Below are 15,143 nucleotides of genomic sequence, written 5' to 3' on the forward strand. Positions count from 1 at the left end.
CGAAGACCGTGCGTGTGTTGCGCCGAGACCGCGCTCACGGCCCTCGACCGCGCGAGGCGGGCGGCGGTGATCATGCGGATGAGGAGCAGGTGCTGCGGGCTCAGATCCTCGCCGCGTTGCGCGAGCTCAACAGGTGGCGGGCGCGCGTCCTGTGGGTGGCTTTGGTGGTCGAGGTGTTCGCGCTGGTTCTGATGGCGGCGAGCGCGGCGGTGGTGCTGAGTTCGCTTCTTTGAGGGTGACCGTCTGCGGTGACCCTCAGGTGCCGGCCGCTCCTGCCTGTCCGAGGGTGGCCGCGTGGTGGTCGACTTCGGCCGAGTCTGTCCGAGGGCCTGTTGGACACCTCCTTCACCCGGCTTTGCTCGTACCACGCAGCGGTGATCGAACGGACACCCACCGCGAGCGAGGTGCGGCGAACCGCCCACCGGCCGAGCGCCCCCTCACGCGCCGGCACCTCTCCACACACCGAACACGAGAAGGAGAACTCCCATGCGCACTCAGCTCAAGGCGGCCCTGCTGGCGGCGACCACCGTGCTGGCCCTCGGCCCCGCGACCACGGCGCTCCCCGCCGCGGCCACCACCGGCACGACGGCAACCGCACGCCAAGCACCGGTGTGCGGCCACTTCACCAACGCGGGAACGGAGTACTACCGCAACTGCGCGAACGTGAGTGAAAGGATCTGGGTGACCAGGCGATTCAGTCAGAACGAGCACTACTGCGTCCGGCCGGGAACGCAGGTGCAACTGGGCAACTTCGCCAACGTCTACGGCGTCTATCACGACGGCTGGAACTGCTGACCTTCAGATCGTTCGGCCCGGCGCTCACGTCTCCGTGAGCGCCGGGCCGGTGTCAGTATCGGATCCAGAGCGAGCTGGTCCGGTCGTTCATGCGGTCGCCGACATAGCCCACGTTGGGCCCGTCGCCCCTACCGTCGAACCAGTACGCCCCGTCGCCGTCCAAGCTGTAGCCGTCGTAGATGCTCACCGAACGGCAGTTGCTGTACGTGTAGAAGCCGGAGATCTCGTTGTCCCAGATGAGGTTCGGCCGCAGGCGGTAGCCTGACGAGTCGCAGGGCCCCTCCTCCGCCGACACGATGATGCGCGTGAGGTTCGGCGGGTTGTTGTGCGCGTTCCAGAACCACTCCATGAGCAGCACGTCGGGCGCGGCCGCCGCCGTGAAGGCCGGCGAGGCCGGGTCGTCGCTGCACGTCTCCGACTTCACCGGCGAGAAGCCCCCGTCGACCGACTTGCCGACCTCGACGACGCAGAACTTCCCGTCGGGCGCACTGGCTGCCGTGGCGGTCCCGGTCGTGAGACCGGTGATGAGCAGGGCCGATGCGATCACCGCCAGCACCCGGCGGGCCCGGGCGGCGCCCTGGCGAGCATTCATGGCATTGCCTCGTAAGCCGCGTTTCACGATTTTCTCCCCTGATCGAATCGCTGTTCGTACCCCCGCCTGTCGCGGTGGCGAAGGCGTTACAGCTCCGATGTAGCACGGGGGAGTTTGATCGGGTTCAGAGCCAGGCGCCCAATCAATCAATGGTGAACAACCTTCGGAATCAGGCCGGTCGTCTGACGAGTCGGCCTCATGTTTGGGTCAGTCTGACCAAAAAATGACTTACCCCTTCAGGTCACGATGACCTTTTGTTACGGTGGGAAGCCTCCTGAGAGGGGCGTGACCTCATGGGGCAACACTTACGACTGCCGGCGGCACCCTGATGCCGGCCTCGTGGACAGCACATTCGCGGGTGCTGCCGCTGCGGGCCGCCAGGCGTGTGGCGGTGGCGGTCCGGCGTTCGGAGCTGGGACGGCAGGCCGCGGCCGGGCTGCGGCCCAGGGGCATATACGGCATGCTCAGGGAGCGCGCGCCGCTCTCGCTGATTCTCTACGCGGCGGCGCTGGACGGGCGGCTGGTGTGGCGGGGGCCTGAGGCCTTCGCCCTCCTGGAGCCCCCGTACGGCTCCCGCACCCGGGGCCGTCCGGCGGGCCTGAGCAGGATGGCCGATCGGTACTGGGAACTGCTGACGATGATGGTTCCCCCGGCGGCTCTCCTGGGACTGGCCTTGCTACTGGTGGCGCTGCGTCAGTGGTCCCCGGTGGCGTTGTGGGCGGCCCTTCTGGCGGCCCTGCTGGCGATGCTGCACGTGTGCGTGCTGATGACCGCGATGGTCGTCACGATCTTCGTCCGGTGGGCGGCCGGGCTTCCGCTGCGCCGGGAGCGGGAGTGGCGGGCGGCGGGGGATCTGCGCTTCCTGCACTGGTCCATGCCGCTGTTCCACTGCGCGGACGCCGACGAGGCGCCGATCTTGCTGGAGCGTGCCAAGGAGCGGCTGCGGGACCTGGTCAGGGCTCAGGTGGTGCACGCCACGGAGGACGTGGCGGCGCGGACGCGCACGGTGGAGGTCAACGAACTGCTGTTGTGCCTGCCGGTTGGCGCGACGAGCGCCGCGGCGCGAGACGAGGTGGTCAAGGCGAGCGTGGACGCCGCGGGGCCCGGCGGCACCGGTGTGCGGTTCATGGCCACCGGGTCGCGACCGGCCATCAGGCTGGCCAAGCCGTTCGAGTCGGGGTCGTTTCTCGGCCTGTATCTGATGGGGCTCGTCGTGATCGTGCTGGCCGAGGCGGTGCTGGTGGCGGACGCGGAGCGGGACGCGTGCGGGACGGACTGCGCGGGCCGGCCGGCCGGCTACCCGGAGGCGGTGCGATGGCTGGCCTGGCGGCTGATCGGCGGCAACCCCGCGGACCTGATCCCGGTCACGGCGCAGGCGTGGACGGTGGGCTGGCTGACCACGATCGCCGCGTGGATGGTCCCGCTGATCCTGCTGGTCACGGCCGTGCGGATGGCCGCGGCGCACAAGGAAAGGATGGCGCGATTCGTGGAGAGGATGAATCCTGTGCTGGGCACGACGACAGTTCTCATCATGGTGGCCACTCCGGTGGAGAGACAGGCCGTGCTGGAGGCGATCGGCCAGGTCACGGGTGAGGCGCCGCGGCGCCGTGACCTGCGCTGGCACACCGCGTTCGAGCTGGGGGTGGTGAGCGGCGCCCAGGTGCTGCTCGCGCAGACCCGGCCCGGTTCGACGGAGCCCGGCGCCGCGACGCTCACCGCGCAGTCCCTCATCGACCAGCTCGACCCGGACTACCTGCTTCTCACCGGCATCTGCTACGGCCTGGTGACGAAGAAGCAGAAGCTCGGCGACATCCTGGTCTGCACCCAGCTGCGGGTCATGGATCACAAGAAGATCGCCGAGCCGGCGCTGGGCCGGCCGGTCGAGCGCCTGCGTGGCGATCGGGTCACGCCGTCGGTGACGTTGCTGGACAGGTGCCAGAACGCCCGCCTGACGCAGGAGGGGCCGGCGGTGCACTTCGGTCCGCTGCTGTCGGGCAATGTCCTGCTGGACTCGCCCACCGAGCGCCAGCGCATGATCGAGGCCGAGCCGGAGGCGATCGGCGGCGAGATGGAAGGGCTGGGGGTCTACGCGGCGGCGGCCAAGGACAAGGTCGACTGGATCGTCGTGAAGGCCATCGCGGACTGGGGGATGGACAAGGACGACACGTGGCAGCCGATCGCCGCCAGGAACGCCGCCGAGTTCATGGTCGACGTGCTGCAGACTGGCGGCCTGGATCATCCACCTATATCACGATAAATCCGGGCAAAATATAGCGCGATAAACGCCCCGTGGCGTATATGGATCTCATTCCGGTAACCGTGGTTGCCAATGCGAATAACTGGCATATTCTACTGATCCTTGGCACGTTCCAAAGGAGGCGATGGGGATGGATCGCCCTAGGCTGCCGGGTAATTCCACCGGGTCCCTTCCGGGCCGGCCGGGCGGCTCAGGCCGCCTGGCCGGCGTGGCGATCGCCGCCGTCCTGCTCCTGGCACTCGCCGCCGCCGGAGCGATCTGGTACGTGAACAGCCGCCAGGAAACGCTGGCCGAGGCCGCCCTGGCCGGCGCCAGGCAGACGCCGGGCATCGTCTGCCTGGACGTGGCCGGCGACTTCTCCACCTCGATGAACGACAACATCGAGACCAGGGACGAGGCGCTGGCGCTGCTGCGGCCGTTCATGACGCGTGAGATGCGCCCCGACGACCTGCTGACGACGGCCAAGTTCGCCAGTACGGCGGCGCTCACCCTGCCCCCCACCCGCGCCGCGGACCTGGCCGGAGCGGCCGAATCCAATGCCGGCGTCGAACAGAACGACGCCACTTTCCTGGCGCCCGCGATCAAGGCCCTCGATCGCGGCCATCGCCGTGCCCGCGCGAAATGCGAGCGGCGGATTCTGGTCGCGGTCACCGATGGCGAGGTCGCCGACCAGGATTCCGACCTCGTGCCTTTGCTTCAACATTATGACCGCGTCTATTTGGCCATTCCCGACGAGGCGCCCGATTATCGGCCGGCCGAATTCTCGCATGCGCAACGGGCCTCCGTCGTTTCCGAGGGATTCGACGGCGCCGGCGCCCTGAGCCTGCTGTACGGCAAGGCGCTCGCGGCGGCCACCGGCCAGAAACTCATTCGGAAGACCCCGCCTCCCCCTTGAGGAGCTTCCATGGATCAGGAGAACACCTCGGACGTGGCGGCCGCGCTGGCCGCTCTCACTGAGGAGATCAAGCGCGAGCACGACCGCGCCGCCCACCGCGAAGAGATCATCGACCGGCTGCAGGAGGACAACCAGCGGCTCCGCCACGGCCTGCTCCAGGAGGCGCTGGTGCCGATCCGCAGGGGCCTTTTCCGCCTGCACGACCAGGTGAGCCGCGAAGTCGCGAGGCTGCGCGCCGATCCGCAGGCTGACGGTCACCTCGGCGCGCTGATGGCGGCCATCGCCGCGGAAGTGGCCGAGGTACTGGCCCGTACGGGAGTCGAGTTGATGGAGGTCGAGGCCGGCCAGCCGTACGACAGGGAAAGGCATCGCCCGATCGGCGTGGCCGACGGCCCGGACGGCCTGGTGGTGGCGGTGGCGGCGGCCGGTTTCGAGCAGGACGGGCGCATTGTTCGCAAGGCCGACGTGGTGCTCGGCAGGGCGCCGCTCCAGGAGGAGGACAGGTAGATGGCGGTTTACGGAATCGATCTCGGCACCACCTACTCGTGCATCGCGGGCATCAACGAGGCCGGACGGGCCGAGGTGTACCGCAACCAGGACGGAGCGGACACCACGCCCTCCGTGGTCTACTTCGAGACCCCGAACAACATCGTGGTGGGGCAGGCCGCCAAGGACAGCGCCGTCATCGAGCCCAAGCTGGTGGTCAGCCGGATCAAGCGTGACATGGGGCAGGCCGTCCCCCGGCCGATGCACGGCCGCGACTACAGCCCCGAGGAGATCTCGGCGTTCGTGCTGCGCAAGCTGGCCGAGGACGTGGCGGCGGACGTCGGTCAGGCGGTCTCGGACGTCGTCATCACCGTGCCCGCCTACTTCGGCGCGGCCGAGCGCGACGCCACGCGCAAGGCCGGGAAGATCGCCGGGCTCAACGTCATCGACATCATCTCCGAGCCGATCGCCGCCGCGATCACCTACGGCGTGCTCAACCCTTCCGAGGACTGCCACATCCTCGTCTACGACCTCGGCGGCGGCACCTTCGACACCACCGTCATCACCCTGCGCGCCGGCAACATCGAGGTGGTCTGCACGGACGGCGACCACAGCCTCGGCGGGGCGGACTGGGACGACGTCCTGGTGGAGTACCTGGCCGAGCGGTTCCGCCAGGAACACCAGGACGTGAGCGATCCGCTGGAGAGCGACACCACGGAGCAGGACCTGCGCAAGATCGCGGAGGATCTGAAGAAGACGCTCTCCAGCAAGCTCAAGCACACCGCACGCGTCATGCACGAAGGCCGCGTGACCACCGTGGAGCTGACCCGTGAGTCGTTCGAGGCGCTGACCCGGCACCTGCTCGACCGCACCGTCTCCATCACCCACCGCACCATCGCGACCGCGCGGGACAAGGGGGCGGCCTCCTTCGACCACGTGGTTCTGGTCGGCGGCTCCTCCAGGATGCCCGTGGTCGCCGAGACCATCCAGAAGGAACTCGGGATGGAGGCCAAGCCGAAGGACCCGGACCTCGCCGTCGCCAAAGGCGCGGCGCTGTACGCCTTCGAGGAGACCTACCGGCGGCTGATCAGCTCGGGGCGGGAGGCCGAGGCGGAGGCCATGGCCCTGGGGGCGGGCCTGTCCACCACCCAGCAGCAGCAGATCAAGGACCGCACGATCAAGACGGTGGCCTCGCGCTCCTTCGGCATCATCACCACGAACCCGCACAACCGCCAGGACTACGTCGCCCACCTCGTCCACGCCAACGACTCCCTGCCCGCCGCGGTGACCAAGGGTTTCGCCACCCTCGACGACAACCAGGACACCGTGGCCATCCAGGTGATGGAGCAGGCGGGCAGCAGCGAGTCCAGGAACGTCGAGGACAACAACGAGATCGGCGCGGGCGACCTGCGCATCCCGCCCGGCAAGCCGGCCGGCTTCCCCATCGAGGTGACCTTCTCCCTGGACACCTCCGGGCTCCTCCACGTCACCGCCCGGGAGAACGAACGCGGCCAGCAGCTCGACCTGGACATCCAGATCGGCGGCATGTCCGAGGAGGAGGCCGCCGCCTCCCGCGACTCCCTGGCCGAGATCAACGTGAGCTGACCCATGCCCTTCGAAGAGAGCGGCTATCTCCGGCAGGTGCTCGAACCCGCCCGCCTGTCGGGCGGCGTGCCCCCGCCCGACCTGCGCGAGCGCTACCAGCTGAACGAGTCCATGAGCGCCGCCGAGGTCACCGCGACCGTACGGCAGGTGCGGCAGTGCTGGCGGCGCTCACGCGGGCAGCTGAAGTACCGCAAGCTGATCGACGCCCTGGAGGCCGAGCACGGCAGCAAGTTCAGCGCGATCTTCCAGGCGGCGGCGGAGGGCGATCTCGGCCCGTTGCGGGCGGAGATCAAGCAGTCGGCTGAGCGGGCCGGAAAGCGCCTGAGCGACCTGCGGCGGCGCCTGGACGACGCCGCGGGAAAGCTGCGCCTGCTGCCTCCTGACGTGGTGGCCGGGATCGCCAGGTCCGTCGGGCTCGGCGAGGAGCAGGCCAGGGGTCAGGCCGGGGAGCTGGGCATCGAGATCCGCGAGCCGGATCAGCTGCCGCAGGCCGCGCCGTACGCCGCCTACGCCAAGGTGCGCGAGGCGCTCGACACGATGAACCAGCCGAACCTGGCCGCGTACGTCTTCGGCGAAGGGGCCGCCGCCATCAAGGTGCTGGGCCCGATGCCGGAGGTCATGAGCAGGGTCGAGCGCCTGGAGCAGGAGGCGCACTCCCGGACGCGCGGGCCGTGGACGGTGAGCGCGGAAACCGTGCTGACCGCGCTGCGTCACGCCACCGGCGCGGCGGACCTGGTGCGCTTCGACGTGATCACGCGGCTGCGCGAGCGCGTACGCGAGCATCCCTACGACGACACGCTCATGCGGTACGCCACCGGCGAGCTCAGGCTGGACGAGGGAGACGCCAAAGCGCTGATCTTCGCCATCCGCCAGGAGAGCGGTGTCCTGGGCGGGCCGGGGAGCAGGCTGCGCGAGCTGGTCGAGGCGGGCCAGATCCAGGCGGCCGCCGAGTTCGCCGAGGCGCTGCCTGCGGAGGCGCTGGCCGACGAGGCGGCCGAGCTGGCCACGGACGTGCGTGCCCGGCTGGCCAACGCGATCCGCCTCCGGGACGCCGCCCGTGCCGAGCACGATCCGGATCAGGCCTGGATCATGCTGGAGCAAGCTCTCGACCGGGTGCCCGACCTGGCCGGGGCGACGGCCATGCTCGCCGGGCTCGCCCCGCATCCTCCCGGCGACGTGCGGGCGGCCGTCAGCGAACGGGCCGTGGTGATCACCTGGCAGCCGTCCGCGTCCCGCGCGGGGGAGATCGTGTACGAGGTGCTGCGCGACGGCATGACCTGCGCCGAGACCGGACGGGCCAGCGCCCGTGACGAGAACCCGCCGGTGAACAAGCCGGTGACGTACGCGGTCGTGGCCAGGCGCGGGCAGGCCGCCTCCACTCCCGTGGCGGCGCGTCCGCTGGCCGTTCGCCCGGAGCCGGACGAGGTGCGCCTGTCCGGCTCCGACGGCGTCGTCACCGGCAGTTGGCGGTCCCCGGCCGAGGCCGTGCGCGTGGTCGTCACCCGCGACGGCAGGCCGGTTCAGGCCGAGGGCTCGGGCTTCCGCGAGCGCGGGCTGCGCGACGGCGCGACGTATGAGTACGTGATCGCCGCCGTCTACCAGGACGGGCCCAGGCAGGTCACCACGCCCGGCGTGCGCCGCTCGGTCGTCCCGGTGGCCCGCCCCGAGCCGGTCGCGAGCTTCACGCTCGAATCCGCGCCCGGCGCCCCGGGCGAGGTGCTGATCCGCTGCGCGGAGCCGGCGGCCGGGGTGGTGGAGTTCCTGTCGCTGGCGGCCGAGCCGCGCTGGCCGTACGAGACAGAGGTGAGCCTGGAGGAGATCCGGGCGGCGGGCAGGGTGCTGCCCGCCCGGCCCGTGCGTGGCGGGTACGTGGTGCGCCCCGGGGACGGCTCGCAGTTTCTGCTGGCCGTCACCGTCGCGGGTGACCGCGCCGTCGTCGGAGCCTGCCGCGAGCACGTCAACCTGGGCGCGCCCCAGCGGGTGAGCGCCGTCCGCCGCGGGACGGCGGTGCTCATCGGGCTGGAGTGGCCGGCGGACGTCCCGGAGATCGAGGTGCGCTGGAGTTCACGCCGGTTGCTGGTGAGCGCCGCGGCCTACCGCAGCCAGGGCGGCATCCGGCTGGACATACCCGAACAGGAGACGCCCGCCATCGAGCTCGTGCCGACGACCGTCGTGAAGGGGACGCGCGTGCACGGCTCCGCGGTGCCGGCGCCACTCGCCTCGGCTCCGCCGGTCCGCTACGACCTGCGCAGGCAGGGCTGGCCGTGGCGGCGGGAGCTCCAGGTCGAGGTGACCTCCGACGTCCCGGCGCTGCTGGACCGGCTCGTGCTGGTCATCAAGGCGGGGCGGATCCAGCCCGCCTCCGCCGCCGAGGGGCGGGTGATCGGGGAATGGGCGGCCGTCACCACCCCGGCACTGCTGACGGTGGCCTGCCCACGACAGCGCCGGCCGTACTGGCTGCGTTGTTTCGCCGAAGGGCCGGTCGAGCTCGTCGATCCGCCCGTCCGTGTTCTGAAGGCGGGATGAGTCCGTGATCACGTGCCCCTACTGCTTCACCAAGGTGGCCCCCGGCCGCATCGCCTTCCGTTGCCTGGGCGCCAGCGGGCGGGCCAAAGGGTGCGCGCCCCAGCCCGACACGGTGCTCGGCGCGTTCCGCGGCGGCACCGGCGCCCCCGCGCTGCCGCCGGTCTTCAGCGCCAAGCGCGCGGGCCGGCGCGCCACCTGCCCCACCTGTTCCCGCGAGTCGGCCTGGCGGGTCTGCCCGTCCTGCCACAACCGGCTGCCGGCGGAATACTGTGCGAACCCGGGCAAGATCGTCGCGTTGGTAGGCGCCAAGCACGCGGGCAAGAGCACCTACATCGCCGTGCTCGTCCACGAGCTGATGAACAGGGTGGGGGAGGAACTGCACTCCTCGATCGTGCCCTGCGACGACCGCACGATCGAGCGCTACAAACAGGACTTCGCCGGTCCCCTGTACGGTGAGCGGAAACTGCTGCTCAGCACCCAGTCCGCGTCGGCCAGCCCGCGTGACCCGCTGGTCTACCTGTTCACCCGCACGGTGGGGCGGATGCGGCGGCGTACGGTATCACTGACCTTGGTGTTGTTCGACACCGCGGGCGAGGACCTGCGCCAGCGCGAGATGAGCGAGTTGCACCTGCGCTATCTCAGCGCCGCCGACGCCGTCATCTTCCTGCTCGATCCCCTGGAGCTGCCGGGCGCCCACGCCGCGCTCACCGGCGCGGCCAGGGCGCGCTCGGGCACGCTCGCGAGCGACCTGATGAGCGACCAGATGGACGTGGTGGCTCGGGTGACGGAGCTGCTGCGCGGCAAGAGCGGAAAGCTGACGATCCCGGCGGCGGTCGCCCTCAGCAAGATCGACGAACTGCGGGAGTCCATGGAACACCAGTCGGCCCTCCACCGCGCCCGCGAGCCGATCGGCGCCCTCGACCTGGACGACAGGGACGCGGTCGACGAGCAGGTCCGATCGTTGCTGCACCAGTGGGAGGCCGGAATGATCGACCGCTACCTGGAGCAGCACTACACCACCTACGCGTTGTTCGGCCTGTCGGCACTCGGCTCCGTGCCGGAGGGCGAGGCCGTCGCCCGCAGCGGCATCCGGCCGTACCGGGTCGAGGACCCGTTGCTGTGGCTGTTGTACCGCTTCAAAATGCTCAACGGCGTCCGGAGGTAGCCCCATGGCCTGGCAACTCCACTACACCTCGGCAGAGAACGGGCCGTCAGGACGGGCCGGGTTCCAGATCGTCGCCCGCAGCCCGGGTTTCCCTCCCGAGCTCGACGCGCAGGTCACCCCGTACTTCACCTATCGCCCTCCGCCCACCACCCCGACCGCGCCCACCGGCGAGGAGATCGCGGCCATGCCCATCGCCATGTCCTACGGCCCGGCCGGCGACCACCTCACCCTGACCCGCTGCGCCTACCTCGGGCAGGACTACTCGGGCCGCTACGGCAACTTCCTCGGCCAGGCCGTCGTGGCCGACGAGGTCGAGCTGGTGGGGGTGCGGCCCGTCGAGTTCTGGCAGGCTCCCCTGTGGGACGGGCGGCCCGCGCCATCGGGCGCCGAGCTGCCCCACCTGGACGACCTGCTACCGGGCACGGCGCTGGACCCCGAGTCGCTGGGGGAGTGGCTGAGCGAGCACGGCGGGTTCGCCTACGAGTGGCTCGGCGTCCTTCTGGAGCTGGTACGGCGCAGCCTCGCCACCGGCCACGGCCGGATCGTCCTGGTACACCCCGACGCCGGCGAGATCGTCCGATGGATCGCGGTGATCTCCTACTCGCTGCCCTGGGAGACGGTGCTGCGCCTGTCGTTCGTCACCTACAGCGGCGATCCGGCCGCCAACGCCCAGCTCATCATCGGCACCACGCCGGACGTGTGGATCCCCGCGGACCTGGACGCCACCGTGCTCAAGCTGACCGGGCCGCCCGAGCCGATCGAGGCCGGCCGCTTCTCCACGACGATGCGCGAGTTGTGGCGCGCCGCCGACTTCGGCGGGATCGACGAGCTCGCGGACTTCGGCCCGGCCGATCCGGAAACGGCGGCGGCCGTGGTCGCGCTCTGCCTGGCGGGCGCCACCCTGTCGGCCGAGGAGCAGGCGGCGGTGGCCGCACTGGCCGCGAACGGCCTTCCCGAGTGGGTGTGGCCGTTGCTGGGTCAGCGGGCCGATCTGCTCGATCACCCGCTCGCCCGGACGGTCGCGTCCCACGGGCCCGCGGAGGCGGCGGCTCCGTGCGCGGCCCGCTGCGCCGTCCTGGCGTTGCGCGAGCCGGGGCTGCCGCCGCCGGGCCCGCTGACCGAGGCGTTCCGCCATCGGGTGAGCGAGGTGGCGCGGGCCGAGCTGAGGGCCTCGCGCGACCTCGCGCACGTGGTCGGTGTGCTGCGGGTGGCCAGGGAGTGCGCGTTGTCCCTGCCCGGCGCGGAGGTGGAGGTGGCGGTCGCCGGGCTGGCCCGGATGGGGGTACACGACGGGCAGGCGCTGCTGGAACGCGTGCCGATCGCCTGGTACGAAGCGGTCTTCGCCGGGCTGCTCGCGGGGCTGGAGGCGGCTCCTCGCCATACGCGTGAGGCGGCGCTGACGCCGGAGTTCTGCCGGGATCTGGCGGGCCGGGATCTGAGCGCGGCCCCATCGCTCGCGGCGGCCGTGCTGGCCTGGCAGGTGAGCGCGGGCGAGCTGGACCGGGCCGAGGCGAGCGTGCGGATCCTGTCCCTGGCCGGTGACGGGCAGTCGGCGGAGCGGGAGGCGTCGCTGGCCGCGATCTGGCGGGCCGAGCCCACCGCCGCCGAACTGCACCGGCTGCTGCAGACCCTGGGCACGCGGCTGGAGGACTTCTACACGCTGGCCGAGCTGCCCGGACGCTTCTTCGTACACGCCGGGCTGAAGGACAAGGACGTCAGGGAGGTCGCCGCCCTGACCGCGCGGGCCGGGCTGCGCGGCAGCACCGCCGACGACGCCCGCGCGGTGCTGCTGGCCGTGGGGATGGCCGCGGAAAGGCCCCTCGCCCGCCTGCTCGACGACGTCGAACGGCTCGGCGAGCTGTCCGTTTACGCGCCGCTGCGGGAGCAGGTGCTGAAGCGGGCCGCCAAGGAGCTGGCGAGGTGCTCGACCGAGCTCCGGATCGAGGTGCTGCGGCGCGGCTCCGACCGGGCCAGGCACTGGCTGCTCGACATCTGGCTCAACCCCAAGGCCGGGCGCGAGGAACAGGCCGCCCTGCTGGAGATGGCCATCCGCCTGCACCGGCACAAGCTGGTGATCGGCGTCCTGGAGGAGTGGGCGCGAGCGCTGGTCAACAGCCGCTCCCTCGGGCCGCTGGAGAGCCGGTTCAAAGCCGATCGCGAACTGTGGGCGGGGGTGCAGCGCCTCGTCGAGCCGCGCCGCCGCAGGCTCCTCCCCTGGGTAGGTCCCTGATGTGGGGATTCCTCTTCCTGGCCGCCTTCTGGCTGGCGGCCGTCATGCTGGCCGTCTTCGTGGCGGTCATGATCTTCCCGGTCGTCCTGCTGGCCGGTACGGTGACCGCCGTCGGCATCCATCTGATGCACGTGCACGCCACCCTCTTCCCCGACCATGCCGGCGGTCCCTCGCCGGTGACGCTGCCCGACGGCAGGCCCGGTCGCGACCCCGCGTACCGGCACTATCTGGTCGGCCAGGTGTGGAAGGACTGGCGGGTGATCGTGCGCGGGACCACGCCACGGGTCGTCGCGCGGGCCGAGAAGGCGGTGAACGCCGCCACCCGCGTACTGGTCGGCGGGGAGCAGGCCTGGTTCCTGTTCCCGCTCTGGATCGGCGTCGTCGCCGGGATCGTGGCGGCCTTCGTGCCCGCCGGGCTGATCGCCCTGTTCGTCGTCGCGATGTACCTCGTGGCGATCGTGCTCGGCCTTCTGGGCTGGCTGGCCTGCGTGGCGGTCCTGCGCGCTCTGGAGCAGGTCTTCATGGTGGTCCGCCGCATCCTGCAGACCTGCCCCTATCCGGGCTGCTACGCGCGGTTCACCCTGCCGGTGTACGCCTGCTCCACCTGCGGGGCACGGCACGCGCGGCTGACGCCCGACACCAACGGCGCCGCCCGGCACGTGTGCCGGTGCGGGACCCGCCTGCCGACGACCATCCTGCTCGGCCGCTACCGCCTCCAGGCGTTCTGCCCGATGTGTGACCGGCAGCTGCCCACCAGGGTCGGCCGGGTCAGGATCGAGCCGCTGCCCTTCGCCGGAGGGCCGGACGCGGGCAAGACGACGTTCATGGCGCTGGCCGTGGACGCCATGCACAGCGCGGTGAACACCGCCGGAGGCAGCGTGCTGTTCGCCCAGAAGAGCGACGAGCAGGCCTTCAGAAACCTGCGGAGGGAGCTGGCTTCGGGCCGGGTCAGCAAGACCCTGCCCGATCTGCCCAAGGCGGTGATGCTGGACGTGGCCCTGCCCGGAAGGACGGGCGGCAAGCGCATTCTCTACCTGTTCGACCCCTCGGGCGAGCACTACACCGGCGCCAGCAAGATCGAGGAAATGCGCTACCTCTCGCACGGCGAGGCGCTCATTCTGATCATCGATCCGTTCGCGCTGCCGGAGGTCCAGGACCACCTTCTGGAGAGCGAACGTCAGGCGCTCACCGCCAAGGGCGTCATGTTGTCGAGAGAAGACCCGGCCGACACCTTCAACCGGCTGCGCAACGAACTGGCCGGCCGCGCCGACGGCGGCAAGCAGCGCCGGGTCGCGGTCGTCCTCACCAAGGCCGACCTGCTGAAGCAGACCACCTCCGGCCGTGGGGTCGAAGAGGTGCGGAAGTGGCTCACGCTCATGGGGCTCGGCAACCTGGTCCGTGAACTCGACCACCAGGGCGCCCAGGTCCGCTACCTGTCCTCGGGGCTGCCGCCGGAGCCGGGCCGGATCGCCGAGATGCTCGGCTGGCTGACCGGTCTGCGGCTCAGCGCCGACCTCGGTGACGCCTCCGCCCAGGAGCTGACCACGGGGGACGCCCGCCGTCCCTGGGACGTCAGACCGCGCCAGGAGGGCCGGCCGCCCCTCAGCTACCTCGTCTTCCGCCGCGCCCTCGCCGTCGCCACGATCGTCGCCTCGATGCTGATGGTGATCGTCTTCAGCCTCCAGCTCCTGGCGCAGTGGCTTCCGAGCAGCAGGCCGGTACGGCTGGGCAGCACGTCGGCCGGCGAGACGGGTACACCGACCCCGATCACCAAGGCGATGGCGGGACGGTGGAGCGGTACCGTCCACCAGGGTTCTGGGCGGTATCGGGTGCGGCTCACCCTCACCAGGGGCGCGCTGCCCGGAAGCCGGGCGGGCACCATCACCTACCTCAGACTCGGCTGCTCCGGCACCCTCACCCGCGAACCCGACCGGGGCGTGACCGGCCAGATCGTGGTGCGCGAGAACATCACCGACGACCCGAAGAACACCTGCGTCCGCATCGGATGGATCGTGCTGGAGCGCGACTCGGACGGACTCGACTACCGCTGGTACCGCACCGCCGACCTGACGACGTCGGAAGCCACCGCCACCCTGGCGAAGTAGACATCGCGCGTCGTGGCCGCGCAGACCGCCGTCTCCAACAGCGGCCTGCGACGGCTATTTAGCGGGCTAAAGCGGCTGAATGTCGACTACTTGCGTGCCCCAGGGACAGAAGCGGTCGCCGGACAGCGTGCCGTTTTCCACATCGGACGGTTTGCCGTCGCAAAGTTCCATCGATATGTCGACGAACTCCAGGTCACCGGGATCCAGGTGCCAGCTCCACCCGACATTGACGTCGGTCCCCGGCAGAATTTTTCCATTGATGTGCTGACGATTTCCTTGGCCGGACATGTTGCGGTACGCCGCATCGACGTCGTTGGCGTCGACGAGGCGCACGCGGAAGCTCTCCCCGCCCGTGTTGATGGTCGCCACGTACTGCGCGGCCGCGGTTCCGGCCTGAACCGGGCTGCCGGCGGCGATGAGCCCGACGGCGCTGACCGCGACTGCGGCGGCCATGCGAACAGCGTTGAACATGGATTCTCCAATCTTC

The 15,143-nt window shown here is 70.6% G+C and carries 12 protein-coding genes; 10 read left to right on the forward strand and 2 right to left on the reverse strand.

Annotated elements, in window-relative coordinates; all coding sequences use genetic code 11:
- Positions 1 to 89 precede the first annotated feature (89 nt).
- Entirely contained in the window at positions 90 to 233 is a 144-nt protein-coding gene (locus tag ACFWY5_RS17940; RefSeq protein WP_379633046.1) for a hypothetical protein, read from the forward strand.
- Between the two features lie 253 nt (positions 234 to 486).
- Positions 487 to 795: a DUF6355 family natural product biosynthesis protein gene (locus ACFWY5_RS17945; RefSeq protein ID WP_379633048.1), complete on the forward strand. Its 309-nt coding sequence runs from the start codon at positions 487 to 489 to the stop codon at positions 793 to 795.
- 52 nt (positions 796 to 847) lie between these two features.
- On the opposite strand, the gene ACFWY5_RS17950 is transcribed toward ACFWY5_RS17945, so the two are convergent.
- Complete coding sequence (locus ACFWY5_RS17950; RefSeq protein WP_379633050.1) at positions 848 to 1,387, reverse strand: hypothetical protein; 540 nt, start codon at positions 1,385 to 1,387, stop codon at positions 848 to 850.
- A 358-nt stretch (positions 1,388 to 1,745) separates the two neighbouring features.
- Here ACFWY5_RS17950 and ACFWY5_RS17955 point away from each other — a divergent pair, with 358 nt between their 5' ends.
- The 8 genes from ACFWY5_RS17955 (at position 1,746) to ACFWY5_RS17990 (ending at position 14,656) form a co-directional block, all read left to right on the forward strand.
- On the forward strand, positions 1,746 to 3,644 hold the full coding sequence (locus ACFWY5_RS17955) for a hypothetical protein (RefSeq protein ID WP_379633052.1): 1,899 nt from the start codon (positions 1,746 to 1,748) through the stop codon (positions 3,642 to 3,644).
- 208 nt (positions 3,645 to 3,852) lie between these two features.
- Entirely contained in the window at positions 3,853 to 4,539 is a 687-nt protein-coding gene (locus ACFWY5_RS17960) for a hypothetical protein (protein WP_379633054.1), read from the forward strand.
- A 9-nt stretch (positions 4,540 to 4,548) separates the two neighbouring features.
- A complete protein-coding gene (gene grpE / locus ACFWY5_RS17965) occupies positions 4,549 to 5,046 on the forward strand; it encodes a nucleotide exchange factor GrpE (protein WP_379610937.1) in 498 nt (165 codons plus the stop codon).
- Complete coding sequence (locus ACFWY5_RS17970; RefSeq protein ID WP_379610938.1) at positions 5,047 to 6,630, forward strand: Hsp70 family protein; 1,584 nt, start codon at positions 5,047 to 5,049, stop codon at positions 6,628 to 6,630. It begins immediately after the preceding gene.
- A 3-nt stretch (positions 6,631 to 6,633) separates the two neighbouring features.
- Positions 6,634 to 9,156 carry a hypothetical protein gene (locus ACFWY5_RS17975; protein WP_379633056.1) on the forward strand — a complete coding sequence of 841 codons (2,523 nt, stop codon included), beginning with the start codon at positions 6,634 to 6,636 and terminating at the stop codon, positions 9,154 to 9,156.
- 4 nt (positions 9,157 to 9,160) lie between these two features.
- Positions 9,161 to 10,321: a hypothetical protein gene (locus tag ACFWY5_RS17980; protein WP_379610940.1), complete on the forward strand. Its 1,161-nt coding sequence runs from the start codon at positions 9,161 to 9,163 to the stop codon at positions 10,319 to 10,321.
- A gap of 4 nt (positions 10,322 to 10,325) precedes the next feature.
- Positions 10,326 to 12,551 (forward strand): hypothetical protein, encoded by a 2,226-nt coding sequence (locus ACFWY5_RS17985; RefSeq protein ID WP_379633058.1) that lies wholly within the window; start codon positions 10,326 to 10,328, stop codon positions 12,549 to 12,551.
- On the forward strand, positions 12,551 to 14,656 hold the full coding sequence (locus ACFWY5_RS17990; RefSeq protein ID WP_379633060.1) for a hypothetical protein: 2,106 nt from the start codon (positions 12,551 to 12,553) through the stop codon (positions 14,654 to 14,656). The genes ACFWY5_RS17985 and ACFWY5_RS17990 overlap by 1 nt, the downstream gene beginning before the upstream one ends.
- A 66-nt stretch (positions 14,657 to 14,722) precedes the next feature.
- Here ACFWY5_RS17990 and ACFWY5_RS17995 read toward each other — a convergent pair whose 3' ends face one another.
- The gene (locus tag ACFWY5_RS17995) at positions 14,723 to 15,127 is read right to left on the reverse strand and encodes a hypothetical protein (protein WP_379610943.1); all 405 of its coding nucleotides are present in this window, start codon (positions 15,125 to 15,127) and stop codon (positions 14,723 to 14,725) included.
- Positions 15,128 to 15,143 lie beyond the last annotated feature (16 nt).

Source organism: Nonomuraea sp. NPDC059007, assembly GCF_042740555.1.
GTDB lineage: Bacteria > Actinomycetota > Actinomycetes > Streptosporangiales > Streptosporangiaceae > Nonomuraea.

Excerpts from the sequence above, each read along its gene's own strand:
- ACFWY5_RS17945 (WP_379633048.1), top strand. The coding sequence starts at position 487 with ATGCGCACTCAGCTCAAGGCGGCCCTGCTGGCGGCGACCACCGTGCTG.
- ACFWY5_RS17970 (WP_379610938.1), top strand. The coding sequence starts at position 5,047 with ATGGCGGTTTACGGAATCGATCTCGGCACCACCTACTCGTGCATCGCG.
- ACFWY5_RS17990 (WP_379633060.1), top strand. The coding sequence starts at position 12,551 with ATGTGGGGATTCCTCTTCCTGGCCGCCTTCTGGCTGGCGGCCGTCATG.
- grpE (WP_379610937.1), top strand. The coding sequence starts at position 4,549 with ATGGATCAGGAGAACACCTCGGACGTGGCGGCCGCGCTGGCCGCTCTC.
- ACFWY5_RS17975 (WP_379633056.1), top strand. The coding sequence starts at position 6,634 with ATGCCCTTCGAAGAGAGCGGCTATCTCCGGCAGGTGCTCGAACCCGCC.
- ACFWY5_RS17995 (WP_379610943.1), bottom strand. The coding sequence starts at position 15,127 with ATGTTCAACGCTGTTCGCATGGCCGCCGCAGTCGCGGTCAGCGCCGTC.
- ACFWY5_RS17950 (WP_379633050.1), bottom strand. The coding sequence starts at position 1,387 with ATGAATGCTCGCCAGGGCGCCGCCCGGGCCCGCCGGGTGCTGGCGGTG.
- ACFWY5_RS17985 (WP_379633058.1), top strand. The coding sequence starts at position 10,326 with ATGGCCTGGCAACTCCACTACACCTCGGCAGAGAACGGGCCGTCAGGA.